This is a genomic window from Amycolatopsis sp. NPDC004625, assembly GCF_040609695.1.
Classification (GTDB): domain Bacteria; phylum Actinomycetota; class Actinomycetes; order Mycobacteriales; family Pseudonocardiaceae; genus Amycolatopsis.
Map to the genome: position 1 here is coordinate 131,271 of NZ_JBEXKX010000025.1, position 15,875 is coordinate 147,145.

Annotated in this window: 15 protein-coding genes; 3 read left to right on the top strand and 12 right to left on the bottom strand. The window is 73.1% G+C overall.

From position 1 onward, the window contains the following. Nucleotides 1–24: 24 nt before the first annotated feature. From ABZW17_RS27160 to ABZW17_RS27175, 4 genes are all read right to left on the bottom strand, one after another. Complete coding sequence (locus ABZW17_RS27160) at nucleotides 25–1,266, bottom strand: cellulose binding domain-containing protein (RefSeq protein WP_354819940.1); 1,242 nt, start codon at nucleotides 1,264–1,266, stop codon at nucleotides 25–27. A gap of 166 nt (nucleotides 1,267–1,432) precedes the next feature. Further along, nucleotides 1,433–2,194: an ATP-binding cassette domain-containing protein gene (locus ABZW17_RS27165; RefSeq protein WP_354819943.1), complete on the bottom strand. Its 762-nt coding sequence runs from the start codon at nucleotides 2,192–2,194 to the stop codon at nucleotides 1,433–1,435. Then, nucleotides 2,191–3,165 carry an ABC transporter permease gene (locus tag ABZW17_RS27170; protein WP_354819946.1) on the bottom strand — a complete coding sequence of 325 codons (975 nt, stop codon included), beginning with the start codon at nucleotides 3,163–3,165 and terminating at the stop codon, nucleotides 2,191–2,193. Before ABZW17_RS27170 ends, ABZW17_RS27165 begins: the two co-directional genes overlap by 4 nt. Nucleotides 3,166–3,173: 8 nt before the next feature. Continuing rightward, nucleotides 3,174–4,268 carry a substrate-binding domain-containing protein gene (locus ABZW17_RS27175; RefSeq protein WP_354819949.1) on the bottom strand — a complete coding sequence of 365 codons (1,095 nt, stop codon included), beginning with the start codon at nucleotides 4,266–4,268 and terminating at the stop codon, nucleotides 3,174–3,176. A gap of 255 nt (nucleotides 4,269–4,523) precedes the next feature. Here ABZW17_RS27175 and ABZW17_RS27180 point away from each other — a divergent pair, with 255 nt between their 5' ends. After that, nucleotides 4,524–6,422 (top strand): S53 family peptidase, encoded by a 1,899-nt coding sequence (locus ABZW17_RS27180; protein WP_354819952.1) that lies wholly within the window; start codon nucleotides 4,524–4,526, stop codon nucleotides 6,420–6,422. 4 nt (nucleotides 6,423–6,426) lie between these two features. Here the strand turns inward: ABZW17_RS27180 and ABZW17_RS27185 are convergent, their stop codons facing one another. The 6 genes from ABZW17_RS27185 to ABZW17_RS27210 all read right to left on the bottom strand — a co-directional run bounded on the left by ABZW17_RS27185 (nucleotide 6,427) and on the right by ABZW17_RS27210 (nucleotide 10,398). Further along, nucleotides 6,427–6,843, bottom strand: a complete 417-nt coding sequence (locus ABZW17_RS27185) for a VOC family protein (protein ID WP_354819955.1) — start codon at nucleotides 6,841–6,843, stop codon at nucleotides 6,427–6,429. 48 nt (nucleotides 6,844–6,891) lie between these two features. Next, the gene (locus ABZW17_RS27190; RefSeq protein ID WP_354819988.1) at nucleotides 6,892–7,230 is read right to left on the bottom strand and encodes a helix-turn-helix transcriptional regulator; all 339 of its coding nucleotides are present in this window, start codon (nucleotides 7,228–7,230) and stop codon (nucleotides 6,892–6,894) included. A gap of 61 nt (nucleotides 7,231–7,291) precedes the next feature. After that, a complete protein-coding gene (locus tag ABZW17_RS27195) occupies nucleotides 7,292–8,503 on the bottom strand; it encodes a DUF6596 domain-containing protein (RefSeq protein WP_354819958.1) in 1,212 nt (403 codons plus the stop codon). Next, the gene (locus ABZW17_RS27200; protein WP_354819991.1) at nucleotides 8,500–8,853 is read right to left on the bottom strand and encodes a YciI family protein; all 354 of its coding nucleotides are present in this window, start codon (nucleotides 8,851–8,853) and stop codon (nucleotides 8,500–8,502) included. Before ABZW17_RS27200 ends, ABZW17_RS27195 begins: the two co-directional genes overlap by 4 nt. A gap of 23 nt (nucleotides 8,854–8,876) precedes the next feature. Further along, the gene (locus tag ABZW17_RS27205; protein WP_354819961.1) at nucleotides 8,877–9,584 is read right to left on the bottom strand and encodes a dihydrofolate reductase family protein; all 708 of its coding nucleotides are present in this window, start codon (nucleotides 9,582–9,584) and stop codon (nucleotides 8,877–8,879) included. A 49-nt stretch (nucleotides 9,585–9,633) separates the two neighbouring features. Then, nucleotides 9,634–10,398 (bottom strand): phosphatase PAP2 family protein, encoded by a 765-nt coding sequence (locus tag ABZW17_RS27210; RefSeq protein ID WP_354819964.1) that lies wholly within the window; start codon nucleotides 10,396–10,398, stop codon nucleotides 9,634–9,636. A gap of 193 nt (nucleotides 10,399–10,591) precedes the next feature. Between ABZW17_RS27210 and ABZW17_RS27215 the strand changes: the two genes are divergently transcribed. Next, nucleotides 10,592–11,830, top strand: coding sequence for an AI-2E family transporter (locus ABZW17_RS27215; RefSeq protein WP_354819967.1), 1,239 nt, complete (start codon nucleotides 10,592–10,594; stop codon nucleotides 11,828–11,830). A 5-nt stretch (nucleotides 11,831–11,835) separates the two neighbouring features. Here the strand turns inward: ABZW17_RS27215 and ABZW17_RS27220 are convergent, their stop codons facing one another. After that, nucleotides 11,836–14,385: a LuxR C-terminal-related transcriptional regulator gene (locus ABZW17_RS27220; RefSeq protein ID WP_354819970.1), complete on the bottom strand. Its 2,550-nt coding sequence runs from the start codon at nucleotides 14,383–14,385 to the stop codon at nucleotides 11,836–11,838. 103 nt (nucleotides 14,386–14,488) lie between these two features. Continuing rightward, nucleotides 14,489–14,950, bottom strand: a complete 462-nt coding sequence (locus tag ABZW17_RS27225) for a hypothetical protein (protein ID WP_354819973.1) — start codon at nucleotides 14,948–14,950, stop codon at nucleotides 14,489–14,491. A gap of 249 nt (nucleotides 14,951–15,199) precedes the next feature. Here ABZW17_RS27225 and ABZW17_RS27230 point away from each other — a divergent pair, with 249 nt between their 5' ends. Then, the gene (locus ABZW17_RS27230; protein WP_354819976.1) at nucleotides 15,200–15,706 is read left to right on the top strand and encodes a DUF1269 domain-containing protein; all 507 of its coding nucleotides are present in this window, start codon (nucleotides 15,200–15,202) and stop codon (nucleotides 15,704–15,706) included. Nucleotides 15,707–15,875: the final 169 nt, after the last annotated feature.

Sequence of the window (15,875 nt, forward strand, 5' to 3'; positions counted from 1 at the left end):
GACGATCGGCTCCCCCTCGCGTGTTCAGCCGGCCGTGCAGGCCGTGCCGTTGAGGGTGAACGATGTCGGTGCTGCCGTGTTGCCCGTGTGGTTGGCCTGGAAGCCGATCGTTGTCGATGCGCCCGCTGCCAGCTCTGCGTTGTAACCGACGTTCGTGGCCGTTACCTGGCCGGACGACGGCGAGTACGTTGCGCTCCAGCCGGACGTGATCGTCTGGCCTGCCGGCAGGGCGAACGCCAGTGACCAGCCCGTGATCGCCGTCGAGCTCGTGTTCGTGATCGTGATGCTCTCCGTCAGGCCCGTGTTCCACGCGCTGACCACCGCGCCGACGCGGCAGGCTCCGGTCGCCGGCGGTGGGTTGTCGGGTGGTGTGCCGGCTCCGAACTGGGAGAAGAACTGCCACACCAGTGCCGGCACCCAGGTCCGGGGGCCGCTGTCGCCCGTTGCGCCGTCCTGGGGGGCGGCGATGTGTCCCTCGTCGAACGCCGCCCACTGCACCGGGTATCCGGCTCGGCAGCCCGCGTAGCTCGTCACCCGGTGCGTCAGGCTGCCCTGCGCCGGCTCGGGTGGGTTCTGTGCCGTGCAGCCGTTGGCGCGGACGAACGTGTCGCGCAGCGACCGGCCGCCCGAGATGTTCAGCACCGAGTCGCGGATGCCGTGCACGCCCAGGTACGCGATGGGCTGGGTGCCGCCGCCGCAGCCGCTGAGCTGACCGCCGGACTGCACCGCCACCGCGCGGAACACCGTCGCCCGCGAACACGCCAGGGAGTAGCTCATGGCGGCGCCGTAGCTGAAGCCGACGGCGAACAGCTGGGTCGTGTCGACGCAGAGGTCGCCCTCGAGCTGGCGGATGATGTCGTCGACGAAGGTCACGTCCTCGCCGCCGGAGTTCGCCCAGCCGTTGTTGAACCCCTGCGGCGCCACGAAGATCGCGCTGTTGTTCGCGAGCCGCTGCAGGCCGTAGTACGCCCAGGTGCCCGTCTGCACGGTCCGGCCGGTGTCGACGTCGGTGGACGTGCCGCCCAGCCAGTGGAACCCGAAGATCAGCCGGTAGGGGTGGCTGCGGTCGTAGCCGTCGGGGATCCGGAGGATGTAGGTGCGGCTCTTGCCGCCGGTCTGGATCGTCCGGGTACCACTCGTCGACGTCGGGGCCTTGCCGCAGCCCGCCGTCGACGCGGCCGGCTGCCGTGGTGCGCTCGCGGCCACCCCGCCCGAACCCAGGACGAGCAGCGCGGCGGCCGCGGCCGCCAGAACCTTTCCCATCATCGCCAGATTCCCTCCGGTCGGCGAATGATGCTGTGACCGCGGCGACCGGGCTGTCAACCGGCGGGACGAAAGGTTTCGCTTCCCCGGTGAACGGCGCAGGAATCGGCCGGTACCGCACCGGACCGGCCGAAGTAAATTTCACCGGGAATGCGCGGCGGAACCGATCTCAAGGCCCGCCGAGCCGGTACTCCGCGTTCACGAGCTCGAGCAGTTCGGCCACCGACGTCTCCGCGGACGGCCGGTCGAAGGTGATCTCGCCGTGCTGCACCAGGTTCACCCGGTCGCAGACGTCGATCACCTGCCCGTAGTTGTGGGCGATGAGGATGATCGCGATGTCCCCGCGGCGTTTCAGCTCCTGCAGCAGGCGCAGGATCAGCGCGCTTTCCTTGGCGCCCATGGCGGCCAGCGGCTCGTCGAGCAGCAGCAGCTTCGCCTTCGAATACACCGAGCGGGCGACCGCGATCGCCTGGCGCTGGCCGCCCGACAGCATGCCGACCTCCGCGGTCACCGACGGGATGTCGATGCCGATCGAGTCGAGGGCCTCCCGGGCCCGGCGCCGCATTTCGCGGCGCCGCAGGAACGGGACCGGGCGGTGGGTCAGCTCGCGGTTCAGGTGCAGGTTCAGGTAAACGGGCAGGTCGTCGACCATCGCCAGGTCCTGGAACACCGTCTCGATGCCCAGGGATCTCGCGTGCACCACGGACTTCAGCGTGACCGGCTCCCCTTCGAACAGCAGGCGGCCGCGGTCGGGCTGGTGGTAGCCGGTGAGGATCTTGATCAGCGTCGACTTGCCGGCACCGTTGTCGCCGATGAGCCCGAGCACCTCACCGGGCCGCACGTGCAGGTTGATGTCGGCGAGCGCGTTCACCGGGCCGAAGCTCTTGCCGACGCCCTCGGCCCGGATGACGTCGGTGCGGGCGGCGGTCATGACAGCTCCCGGGAGCCGAGGCGTTTGCGCGCCACCGTCAGCGACACGTTCAGCACCATCGCGGCCAGGATCGCGGCGCCGAGGACGACGTTGAACGCGTTCGCGCTGACGCCGGTCAGGTTGAACCCGTCGAACACGATGCCGAGCAGCAGCGCGCCGAGGAACGCGCCGACCACCGTGCCCGAGCCGCCGAGCAGCGCGGTGCCGCCGATCACCGCCGACGCCACCGCGAAGAACATGGTGGTGAACCCGCCGTTGGTCGGGTCGTACGAGCCGACCCGCGTGCCCTGCAGGATGCCGGCGAGCCCGGCCAGGGTGCTGGTGATCGCGAAGTTGACGACCTTCACGCGGTTCACCGCGATGCCGGATTCCGCGGCCCCGACCGGGTTCCCGCCGGTGGCCTGCGTGTGGATGCCGAACCGGGTCGCCGAGAGCACCACCTGCATGACGACGACCACGCCGACGGCCCAGAAGAACTCCGTCCAGCGCGCCCCGCCGAACACGCCGGCCACCCAGCCGTCCTTCGGCGCGCCGACCGGGCGGGCGTCGGAAATGATCAGGACCAGGCCCTGCAACAGGAACGCCATGCCGAGGGTGGTGATGAACGAGGGGATGTTCAGCAGGGTCCTGATCAGCCCGTTCACCAGCCCGACCAGGGTGCTCACCACGATCGCGCCGAGCAGGGCGAGCCACAGCGGCCAGGCGTTGACGAAGAACTGCATCAGCAGGAACGGGGCGAGGGTGAACACGAACCCCGCCGAGAGGTCGATCTCGCCGCAGATCAGCAGCATCACCTGCCCCGCGGCGATGATCGCCCACGGGGCGACGTACTGGGCGATGGTCTGGTAGTTGTCCAGGGAGTTGAACGCCCCACCGGCCACCGTGAAGTAGCTCCCGGCGGCCACCGTGACCAGCAGGATGCTGAGCTCCTTGACGCCCAGCACCCCGAGCAGCACCGATTTCGACGACATCGCCGCCACTACCGGCTCAGCACCGACGCCGGCGGCAGCGGGATCGCCTGCGGCATCCCGACGACTTCCTTGTTGTCGCCGCCTTCGAACCGGCTGTGGGCCGTCGCGTAGGGACCGACGTTCTCCTTGGTGACGAACGTGAGGCCGGTGTCGGTGGCGGGCGGCGCGACCAGGGTGCCGGACAGGCGGAACAGGTAGAGGTAGAGCACCGACAGGAACCCCTGCAGGTACGGCGACTGGTCGATCGTGAAGTCGAGCGCGCCGGTCTTGACCCCGGTGACCGTGTCGTCGAGCAGGTCGAACCCGCCGCCGCCGATCTTGCCGGCCAGACCGCGGTCGGCGATCAGTTTCGCGCACGCGGCGGTGCTGCCCGCGTCGACCGCGTAGATCCCCTTCGCCCCGCTGTTCCCGGTGAACGCGGCGGTCATCGCGTTCAGCTCGCCGGCCTGCTCGGCCCCGGTGTTCACGGACTGGACGCGTACGCCCGGCGCGGCCTGCTTGAGCGCGTCGGTGATGCCGTCCAGGCGCGGCTGGACGTTGTTGCCGCCCGGCTGGGAGATGCCGACCAGGATGTCGCCGGAGGTGATCTTCTGCGCGATGCGCTGTCCCATCCGGAAACCGGACAGGTACAGGTCCTGGCCGACGTAGGTGAGCGGGTAGTTGCCGGCCGCACTGGCGTTGTAGGCGATCACCGGAATGCCCTGGCCCAGCGCCCGTTTGGTGAGGTCGACGAAGGCGTGGTCGTCGGTCAGCGCGACGGCGATCCCGTCGGCCTTGCCGGTGATCGCGGTCTCCACGGCGCTCGCCATCTGGGCGACGTTGCCGTTTTCCGAGCCGGTCCACTGTGGTTCGGGCACGCCGAGCAGCGCGGCCGCGTCGGCGAGCCCGGAGCGGGTCGGGACGAAGAAGGAGTTGGTGGTGACGTGGTTGACGAACACGAACCGCCACCCGGGCGTGCCCGGGAACGGCCCGGACCGGCCGCCGTTCTGCGCCTGCTGGACGCCGGTGCACGCGGCCAGCGCGGCACCGGCGGCCACCGCGCCACCGCCCGCACCGAGGTACTTCAGCACCGTTCTCCGGGAACTGCCCCCGGTTTCGGACATCATCGGAATGACCCCCCATTCGACTCGGCGGAACTGCCTGGAATATCGGATGGTCGCAAAGGGATTGTAGGCCCGGGAACGCAGTTCGCATTCCTTCGTTCGGCGGTCGGAACGCCTCCGTTCGGCCTTTGTCGCCGACACCGTTTTGGTCGAATTCATCGAAACCTGACATTTACCGGACAAGCTGCAACGGATCGGCGGGGTCTCGGCATCTGTCCGGGTGTGCCCTGGCGAACGCCGACGGAAGGACAGCGGATGCGGAGACCACGATCCGGCAGCATCGTCCTGCTCGCGAGCCTCCTGATCCTGCCCGCCGCGCCGGCGTTCGCCGGCGAGCCGGCGCGGGTTCCGGTCCGCGGGCTGGACGGCACCCGGAGTACCCACGTGGTGCTGGACGGGACCGACACCGGGCCGGCCGATCCGGCGGCCCAGGTCACCGCGCAGGTGTTCCTCGCGGGCGACGCCCGGAAGCTGGCCGGCTACGCGCGCGCGGTGTCGGACCCGCGCGATCCCCGCTACGGCCACTTCCTGACACCCGAGGAGACACGCGCTCGCTTCGGGCCGGCGCAGGACCGCATCGACGCCGTCAGCTCGTGGCTGCGCGGCACCGGTCTTTCGGTCGTCAGCGCCGGTTCCCGTGCCGTCGTCGCCCAGGGCACGGTCGCCGCGGCGGCCGCGGCGTTCGGCACGCGCTTCCGCACCTTCACCTACTACGGCTTCCCCTACCGGGCGGCGGTGGACCCGATCACCGTGCCCGCGGCGGTGGGGCCGGACGTCCTGACCGTCACCGGGCTCACCGTCGCGACCGGCTCCCGCCCCGCCGGCCCGCCGCCCGGGAGGGGGTCACGGGCGGCCGCCCGCTCGGCGGCCCCGGTCAGCCCCTGCCCGGACCACTACGGCGACACCCCGGCCCCGGAACTGCCGTCCGCCTACGGACACCCCGTGCAGTGGGCGCCGTGCGGCTACACCCCGCGGCAGGTGCGCGACGCCTACGGGATCACCGGGACCGGCCTCACCGGCAAGGGCGTCACGATCGGGATCGTCAGCATCGGCAACGAAATCAACACCCTGCCCGACGCGAACCGCTTCGCGGCCGACCACGGCGAGCCGGCGTTCGCGCCGGGCCAGTTCACCGCCTACGTCCCGCCGGACGCGCGCCCCGAGGAAGCCAGCGGCGAGTTCGCCATGGACGTCCAGGCCGCCCACGCGCTGGCCCCCGAGGCGGACATCGCCTTCGTCGTGGGCTCCCGGGCCCGCTACGGCGACGACGTGCTGGACGCGATCGTGCAGATCGTCGACCGGCACCTGGCCGACGTCGTGTCGGGGTCGATCATCGTCGGCTCCACCCCCGGCTACGCGCCGGACGCCGTCCTCGCCTACGAACGCGCGTTCCAGGAAGCCGCGGTCGAGGGCATCACGGTCACCTTCGCCAGCGGCGACTCCGGCGGTGGCGGCACCGAGGACGGCGGCCGGTCCGTCGAATACCCGGCGTCGAGCCCGTGGGTGACCGCGGTGGGCGGCACGACGCTGGCGATCGGGCGGGGCGGCTCGTACCTGTGGGAGATCGGCTGGGCGACCGACGAAACGTACCTGTCCGACGACGGCGGGTCGTGGGTCACGGCCCCGCCCGGCTACCAGGGGAAGGCGTCCGGCGGCGGGACGAGCACCGTGTTCCCGCAGCCGTTCTACCAGCGGGGTGTCGTGCCGGGGTCGTTCGCCGGGACGCCGCCGATGCGCACCCTCCCGGACGTCGCCGCCCTGGCGGATCCCGATCTGTGCCTGCTCGTCGGCGAGACCGACTACGACTTCGACGGCGGTCTGTCCTACAAGGTCGGCAACGGCGGCGGGACCAGCCTGTCTTCGCCCGCTTTCGCCGGGGTGGAAGCGCTTCTGGTGCAGGAACACGGTCCGCTCGGGTTCGCGAACCCCGCGCTGTACGCCCGGCCCCGGTGGGCGTACCACGCCATCGGCGAGAACCCCGCCGGGACGCCGGACACGGTGGCGTTCGCGGTCGAGCAGCGCGGGTTCGTCGACCTGATCACCCCGGGGCAGTACGCGGACTCGAACCTCGTCCACGCCCCCGGCTACGACACGGTCACCGGCCTCGGCTCCCCGACCCGGAAACTGCTCGACTCCTTCCGGCGACGGCCGTAGCCGTTCAGGACCCCGAGAGCGGCTGGCTGAACCGGATGCTGTTGCCGAACGGGTCGCGCAGGCCGCAGTCGATGCCGTAGGGGCGCTCGGTCGGCTCGTCGGTGAACTCCACGCCCTGCGCCAGCAGCGTTTCGTACGTCTTGCGGCAGTCGTCGGTGGCGAAGAACAGCGAGCCGGCCATCGCGCCCTTCGTCAGGAGGTCGCGGACCTGCTCCGCCGTCGCCTCGTCCATCCGGGGCGGGCCGGGCTTCTCCAGCAGGATCTCGCGGTCGGGCTGACCCGGGACGGTGATCGTCAGCCACCGCATGAACCCCAGGTCGGCGTCGGTGTGCACCGCCAGGCCGAGCTTGCCGACGTAGAAGTCGAGCGCCTCGTCCTGGTCGAGTACGAAGATCTGCGAAATCGTGAGTGCGTTGAGCATGGAGGCGACGGTAGTGCAGCGGCCCGCCGGGACGCTTATCCGAAACGATCAGCTCCGCGGCCGCATCCACGCCATCGCGAAACACGTCGGCACGCCGGCCAGCGGTCCCCGGCGCCGGTAGGCCGTCGGCGACTCGCCGACGATGTCCCGGAACGTCCGGCTGAACGTCCCCAGGCTGGTGAAGCCGACCTCCACGCAGATCTCGGTGACGCTCCGGTCGCCCGAGCGCAGCAGGAACATGGCCCGCTCGACCCGGCGGCGTTGCAGGTAGCGGTGCGGGGTCTCCCCGAAGGTGGCGCGGAAGGTGCGGGTGAAGTGGGGCGCCGAGACGTGCGCGACACGGGCCAGCGCGGGCACGTCCAACGGCTTCGCGTAGTCCCGGTCCATGGTGTCGCGGGCGCGCAGCAGGCGGCGGTTGGACTCTTCCCCGGCACGGCTCACGCCGCGATCACACCACACCGGCCTCACCCAGGCGCGCGGCGCGGTCCAACAGGTGGCGCCGCTCGGGTTCGCTCGTCGTGCGCCGGGCCGCCTCCTGGTAGCCGGTGCGGGCCGCGTCGTGGTCGCCGGCCATTTCCTGCAGGTGGGCCCGCACCGACACCAGGTGGTGGGACGCGGCGAGGCGCTCGTCCGCCGAGAGGGCGTCGAGCAGGGTCAGACCCGCCGCCGGCCCGTGGACCTCGGCCACCGCCACCGCGCGGTTCAGCGTCACCGCCGGGTTGGGGGCCACGCGCTCGAGAACCGTGTAGAGGGCCAGGATCTGCGGCCAGTCCGTGGCCTCCGCGGTGGGGGCCTCGTCGTGCACGGCGGCGATGGCGGCCTGCAGCTGGTACGGGCCGATCGGACCCCGCGAGAGCGTTTCGGTCACCAGGGCCACGCCCTCGGCGATCATTCCGGTGTCCCACCGGGTCCGGTCCTGCTCGCTCAGGGGCACCAGCGACCCGTCCGGGGCCGTGCGGGCCGGGCGGCGGGCGTCGGTGAGCAGCAGGAGGGCCAGGAGCCCGGCCGCCTCGCCGGTGCCGGGAACCAGCCGGTGGAGCTCCCGGGCCAGCCGGATCGCCTCGGTCGTCAGCTCGGCGCGGACGAGCCGCGTCCCCGACGTGGCCGTGTAGCCCTCGTTGAACACCAGGTAGACCACCTGGAGCACGACGGCGAGCCGCTCCGCCCGCTCGGCGGGCGGCGGCAGCGCGAAACCGGCCCCCTTGAGGCGGTGCTTGGCCCGGCTGACCCGCTGGGCCATGGTCGCTTCGGGCACGAGGAAGGCCCGGGCGATCTCGGCGGTCGACAGGCCGCCGACGGCCCGCAGCGTCAGCGCGATCTGCGACGGCGGCGTCAGGGCCGGGTGGCAGCACAGGAACAGCAGCGTGAGCGTGTCGTCGTCGGCCTCGACGTCGCCGGCGGGCGGAGTGCGGAACGCGTCCGCCTCCTCCCGCCGGCGCCGGGCGGCGTCGCTGCGCACCTGGTCGGCCAGGCGGCGCGACGCCACCGTCAGCAACCACGCCCGCGGGTGCTCCGGCCACCCGTCCACCGGCCACTGGGCCGCGGCCGCCGCCAGCGCCTCCTGGACGGCGTCCTCGCAAGCGTCGAACCGGCCGTACCGGCGCACCAGCACCCCCAGCACCTCGGGGACCAGCCGCCGGACGGCCTGCCAGCCGGTCACGGCGCGACTTCGGCCTCGTGCATCAGCGGGCGAACCTCGACGCCCCAGTAGCGCGCCGAAGGGGCGCGGGCCGCGATCTCCAGGGCGCGGTCCAGGCTGTCGCAGTCGACGATCATGAAGCTGCCCAGGAACTCCTTGGCCTCGGCGTAGGGGCCGTCGGTCACCACCGGCGTCCCGCCGGTGACCCGGACCATCTTGGTGTTCACCTCGTCGGCGACGCCGTAGGCGCCGATGAGCTCGCCCGACTCGAACAGCTCCCGGTTGAGGGCGTCGGTGTCGCGGACGACCTCGGCGAGGGCTTCCGCCCCGATCGAGGTGAAGGCTTCTTCGTTGCCGTAGATCAGCAGCATGTACTTCACGGATCGGTCCTTTCTCACTGCCGCGGCTTGACCAGGTCACCACTGGCGCCGCGGTCGTCCAGCACCAGCTTCGACCGCCCGGTGACGGTATAGCGGATGTGGGTGACGCCGGGCGTGTCGACGACCCGGGTGGGGACGAGCTCGATGCCGTCGTCCGCGCCGAGGCCGAGCCCGGGTCCGAAGAGGTGCTGGCCGTCGCCCAGCAGCACCGGGGCGACGTGCAGCTCGAGCTGGTCGAGCAGCCCGGCGGCCAGCACCTGCCGCAGGAGCTCCCCGCCGCCGGCCACCGCCACGTCCTTGCCGCCGGCGGCGGCCCGGGCCAGCTCGACGGCCCGTTCCGGCCCTTCGGTGACGAAGGTGAAGGACGTCCCACCCCGGCGTTCGAGCACCTCCCGGGCCCGGTGGGTGACGACGAACACCGGCGCCCGGAACGGCGGCTCGTCGCCCCAGGGCACCTCACCGGCGTCGAACATGCGCCGGCCCATGACGTAGGCCCCGGCCGCGGCGAAGGTCTCGGCGACGATTTCCGAGTCGATCGACTGCTCGCCGCCGGCGAACCCCTGCCGCTCGCGCCAGGCCATCGCGTCGACGGCCCAGCGGGTGACCCGGAAGAACCCGGGTGCTTCGGGGCCCCGCATCCAGCCGTTCACGTCCTGGGCGAGCCGGGGCCCGGTGTAGCAGCCGTCGAGGGACACCGACATCTGGGCGGTCACCTTGGTCATCGTGCGCGCTCCGCTCGTGGTGGCGGCCCCGCCGGCCGCCGTGCACCCCTCAGTCGGAGCCGTCCGCGCGTTCTCGACACGCCTCGGCGGGAAATTCGGATCGCGAAGTGCGCCGTCCGGCGACGAGCCGTCCCCACGCGGCCGCGGCGGCGACCGAAACGGCCAGCAGGACGACGCTGCCCACGACGTCGAGCACGTAGTGGTTCGCGGTGGCGAGCACGTCCGCCACCATGAGCAGCGGGAACAGCCACGGCACCGGGGCCAGGCGCGGATGCGTCTCCCGGAGCACCGTCCACACGGCATACGCGCACCACAGCGACCAGCCCACGTGCATGCTGGGCATGGCCGTGTGGTGGGTGGGATGCGTCCAGCTGTCCTGCCCGAAGAGGTCGTACCGGGCCACGACGTCGACGGCACCGGGCAGCGCGAACCGCGGCGGCGCCATCGGCACCGCCCAGTAGACCGGCAGGACGAGGACCATCATCGCCACCATCGTCCGGCGCACCCTGCGGTAGCGGGCGCCGTGCCGGACGAACACCCACAGCAGTACACCGGCGACCACCACGTAGTACAGCCGGTACAGGCCCACCGCCGGCACGCCGAGAAACGGTTTCCCGGCCAGCCAGCCGTTGACGCTGTGCTCGATGTCGAGGTGCACCGCGTGTTCGGCGGCTTGGAGGGCGTGGGCGTTCGCGTTCGCGGCCGCGAAATCCGTGCCGACGGCGGCGTCGAGCCGGGCGAAGAGGAGGAACCAGAGCAGCAGGAGGACCAGCTCGACGAGCACCCGAGGTCGCTCGTCCACCGGCGCCTGCACGCGGCCACCTTAGCCGGTTCGCCTCCGGCCGGGTGCCGTCCAGCCGATTTTCCTGCGTCCACCGGCGCGGCACCCCGGCACCACCTCCACGCCGGGTCCGGCAGCCCGACCATTCGCCCGCTCCGGGTGACGACCCGGCGTTCCCGGGCCGCCATCGTGGGTCTCGCCGCCGACCGTTTCCGGAGGAGTCAGCATGGTGCGAGCTTCGCTCACCGATTTCCCGGCCCACCGGTTCCGCAAGCCCCGGCGGGACCGGGGCGCGGCCGGGGATCGCCCGGCCGGGGACCGCACCGTGCGGCGGCCCCTTCGGGGGCTCGCCGACCGGTTCGGTGCCGGCGCGCACCCGCCGCCGGTTCCGTGGCCGCCCGAACGGGGCCCCGGGGCCGGCGGCGCCCCCGTTCCCCGCGCGCTCGTCGTCCTGCTGGGTGCCGCCGCCGCGGTGGTCGTGCTGGCCGGGGTGCAGGCCGTCGCCTGGTTCGCCGGGCCCGTCTTCCTCGCCCTCGTCGTCGTCATCACCCTCGATCCCGTGCGGACCTGGTTGCTGCGCCACGGATTTCCGCGCTGGCTGACCGTGGCCGTCCTGGTCGTCACCGTCTACCTGATCCTGCTCGCCTTCTTCCTCGTCGTGGTCGTGTCCGTCGCGCAGCTGTCGACGCTGCTGCCCCGCTACGCCGGGCGGGTCGACGAACTGCTGCACGACGGCCTGACCGTCCTCGGCCGGTTCGGCGTCGGCGAACCGGAACTGCGGACCGTGCTGTCCGCAGTGGACACCGGGAAACTGGTGAGGCTGGCCGGTTCCCTGCTCGCCGGCGTCGGCGGACTGGTCACCAACCTCGCGTTCCTGTTCGCCCTGCTGCTCTTCCTGTGCGCCGAGACGGCCTGGGCGGGGCAGCGGCTCGGCCGGATCGCGCGGGACCGGCCGTGGATTTCCGCTTCGCTGCGCGGTTTCGCCGTCGGCACGCGGCGGTACCTGCTCGTGACGACCGTCTTCGGCGGGCTCGTGGCGGCCCTCGACACCACCGCGCTCGCCCTGCTCGGCGTGCCCGGCGCGCTCCTGTGGGGTCTGCTCGCCTTCGTCACCAACTACATCCCCAACGTCGGCTTCGTGATCGGCGTGGCACCGCCCGCGGTGATCGCGCTCCTCGACGGCGGCTGGCGCAGCCTGCTCGTCGTGCTCGTCGTCTACGCCGTGCTGAACTTCGTGGTGCAGTCGCTGGTCCAGCCCCGGTTCGTCGCCGGCTCGGTCGGTCTGTCCACTTTGGTCACGGTGCTGGCCCTGGTGTTCTGGACGTGGCTGCTGGGCCCGCTCGGGGCCGTCCTCGCCGTCCCGGCCACCCTGCTGGCCAAGGCGCTGCTGGTCGACGTCGACCCGCGGGCCCGCTGGGCCGAGGCGCTGCTGTCCGCACCCCGCCGCGACGAACACGGGAGCTGACCGGCTCAGGTCAGGCCGTGCTGGCGCGCGACCACCACCGCCGAGCGCCGGTTGTTCACCCCGAGCTTGCCGTAGATCGCCCGCACGTGCGTCTTCACCGTGTTGACCGACACCGTCAGATCGGACGCGATCTCGTCCAGGGAACGCTGCGAAGGCAGCCGCTGCAGCACCACCTGCTCGCGGTCGGTCAGGCCGCTGGGCGGGGCGTGCGGGACGACCCGGCCGCGGACCGCCTGGGCGAACCGGTCCAGCGAGCCGAACCCGCCGGAGTGGTCGATCAGCAGGTCGCCGACCCGCGGCTCGGCGAGGGCGAACGGCCGCACCAGGCCGTTCGGGCGGGCGAGGGCGAGCGCCCGGTCGAGAGCGTGCAGCGCTTTGGTCCGCCGGTGGGAGCGCAGGGCGAGCGCCGTCTCGGCCAGGCACCGGTCGACCGGGGTGGCGGGCAGCAGGGCGGTCGCCGGTGCGGTGTCCCGCAGCACCGCCTCGGCGGTGTCCGTTTCACCGGCGGCGAGGTGGGCGCGGACGCGCAGGACCGCCAGCTCGCCGCTGCCGGGCAGCCGCTCGTGCCCCCAGGCGAGGACTTCCGCCGCGTGCAGCGCCTCGCCGAGGGCGAGGGCCGCGTGGTACTCCGCGACCGCGCACACGGCGACGACCTCGCGCGGCAGGTCGAGCGCGGCCAGCCGGTGCCGGGCCGCGCGCATGACCTGCGACCCCGCCGGCCGGTCGCCGCCGTCGAAGCGCACCATGCCCTCGAAGAACTCGCGCAGCGGCACCAGCAGCGGCGTGCTGCCGGGCACCTCCGCGGACGTCGCCTGGGCCAGTTCCCGGGCCGCGGCCACCGGCTCGGCGCGCATCAGGTCGTCGTAGGCGAGCAGGAGGTGGCACTCGGCCACGCCCGGGGACCGGCGCCGGCCCAGCCGGCGGGCGACGGCGAGCGCGCCCGTGCAGGCGCGCCGCATCGCCGGGTGATCGCCCCCGAGGCCGGTGGCGACGGCCAGCGCCAGCCTGCTGTGCAGCACGAGGTGGTCGAGCCGCTCGGTGTGGGCCAGGCGCAGGGCCTCCTGCGCCTGGGTGACGGCGTGCCGGCGGGCGCCGCGGTGCAGTGACCGCCACGCGCGGTCGAGCTCGACCCAGGCGTCGAGGTCCCGGTCCGCCCGGCCGTCCGCCGACGGCACGGGTTTCCCCGTCAGGACGGCCAGGTGCCGGACGGCCAGCGGCCAGCGGCCGTCGCGGGGCGCCGCCGTGGCGAGGTCGGCCGCCGCGTCGGCGAGCCGGCCGCGCTGGATGTTCTCCAGCGCCGAGGCCAGCCGCAGCGGCGGGGTCGCGGCGACCGTGGCGGCCCCCAGGTAGGTGAGCGCGACCCGCACCGGTTCCCCGTCCCCGGCGAGCACCTGCCGCACGGCGTGGTCCCGCGCCAGCGCGAGGACCCGCCGCCGGTCACGGCCCGCCACGGCGTGCCGGAGCGCCTCCCCGAACCGGCCCCGTCCGGCGTACCACCGCGCGGCGCAACCGTGCAGCCGCAGCATCCGGTCCGGATCCCGCCGCGCCAGCTCGGCGCGCAGGAAACCCCGCAGCAACGGCGGAAGCCGGTAGGTTTCGGCCGGCGTGCGCGCGACGAGCGCCATCGCCCGCTCGACCTCGTCCAGGATCGCCCCGGCGGCCGGGCGGCCCGACAGGCGGACCGCCAGCGCCGCGCCGACCGTGTCGCACACGCTGATGCACAGCAGCAGATCCGACGTCTCCGCGGGCAGCCGCGAGAGCACCTCGTCGGCGAAGAACTTCGCCACCGCGCGCTCGTCGCCGGTGACGGAGGCGACGAGCGCGTCGGCGTCTTCCGCTTCGCGCACCGACACCGCGGCCCAGCCGAGGGCGGCGGCCCAGCCCGCCGTGCGTTCGGTGAGCTCCCGGACGCGGTCGTCGCCGACGGCCGCACCGGTGGCGCGCACCAGGTTCGCCGTTTCCCGCGTGGTGAACCGGAGTTCGGTGCCCTCCACGCGGGACAGCGCCCCTTCGACGTGCAGCCGGGCCAGCCGCAGCCGCGGCTCGACCCGCGTGGCGAGCACCAGCCGCATCCCGGCCGGCAGGTCGCGCGCCAGCGCCGCCAGCGCGTCCGTCACTTCCGGGCGGGAAATCTCCTGGAGGTCGTCCAGCACCAGGCGGACCGGCTGGTCCGGTCCGCTCAGCGCGTCGTCCAGATCGGCCAGGAACGCCCGCCGCCGCCCGGGCGGCGGCGGGCCGAGCCGGTGCACCCGGTGGTCCCGGGGCACCGCCGGGCAGCGGCGCAACGCGGCGAGGATCGCCGCCCACAACCGGGTTTCGTCGTTGTCGCCTTCGTCAAGGGACACCCAGGCGACGTCGTGGCCGTCACCGGCCCAGGCGGCCAGCGCCGTGGTCTTGCCGGCACCGGCCGGGGCGCGCACCACCGTGACGGGCCGGGTGGCCGCGCGGTCGAGCAGCGCGTCGAGCCGGGGACGGGGGACGAAGGTCCCCGGCAGGCGCGGCACCGTGGCCTTGACACCGGGAACGGGCCGGAACGGGGTCGTTCGAACGGGCACGTCAACCTCTCGGCTGTCGGGAGAATTCGCCCCGGTTCCGCGGTCGACGCCGGACGGAGGCCACGACTGTACTGATCAGCGCCGGGTCACCGGGGCGCCGGGGTCACCAGATCTCGTAGGTGGCTTCGTCGCCGTGCACGATGACGGCCCAGATCACGAGGACGTCGAGGGCGATCACGAGCACGCCCCAGAACGGGTACGCGGACAGGAAAGCCAGCTGCGCCAGCGCGTTGAACCCGGCCAGTGCGACCGTGACGACCCGCGCCCACTGCGCGCCGGTGAACAGCGCGATGCCGGTCAGCACGACGAGGACGCCGACGATCAGGTGCAGCCAGCCCCAGCCGGCCAGCGTGAAGACGAGCAGGCCGGACGGGCCGATGACGTAGTAGTCCCGGTCGAACAGCGCGACCGCGCCCTCGACCACGGTGAACAGTCCGGCCAGGACGGTGATCGCCCCGGCGAACCAGATCCAGCCGACCCGCCGCGACCGGGCGACCGCCCGCTCCGGCGGGAGGGGCGCCCGGGCGCCGGTGGTTCCGGACCGGGGGCGCATGGGTTCGGTCATGATCCTTCTTCCTCGTTCGTCGAACGGGTGGCGGACCCGGGCGATCATGGTCGGTCGCGCGTCCGCCGGTCCTCGCCCGCCCGAGGTGAGATCAGGTGGCCCGGCCGCCGGCGGCGCACCCCCGCGCCGGTGTCCTGCGCGGCCCGCACCGGACATCCGGCCCGCGGCTCACACAGCGTGGGCGATGACCCGCGCCGGCCCCCGCGCGAAGGTGCGGCGGACCACTGTTCCCGGACCGAGGAGGAAGTCGTGTCCACCTTGACCGTGTGGCGGTTCCCCACCGTCGAAGGCGCCGAAAACGCCCTGGATCTGCTTCGGCAGCTGCAGAAGCAGCAACTGATCTCGATCGCCGACGCCGCGTACGTGACCTGGCCGGAGGGGCGGAAGAAGCCGAAGACCAAGGACCTCGGCGCACTGACCGGCGCCGGTGCGCTGGGCGGGGCCTTCTGGGGCCTGCTGTTCGGCCTGATCTTCCTGGTCCCGCTGCTGGGCGCCGCCGTCGGCGCCGCGATCGGCGCGGTGACCGGGTCGCTGAGCCACGTCGGGATCGACGAAGGATTCATCGAGACCGTCCGCGCGCAGGTCACGCCCGGGACGTCCGCGCTGTTCGTGATGTCCGAGGGCACCGTGCTGGACCGGGTGATCGAGCCGTTCAAGGAAACCGGGGCCGCGCTGCTGAGCACCAACCTGTCCGATGAGGAGGAGGCCCGGCTGCGCGGGGCGTTCGCCGAGATCCCGCACCCGCACCCGCGGTAGAACGCTCAGGCGGGCCGGACCGCGGCGACGCCCCCGAGCGCCGCCGCGGCCCGCGGGAGGTCCGGCCGGCCGCGGTGCGCTCCCCCGACACCGCGCCGCCGCCGGGACCCCCGGATGGCGGAACGCGGGGCCCGGGACGCCGCGGCCGCCCCCCGGCCGCTACCCCTGG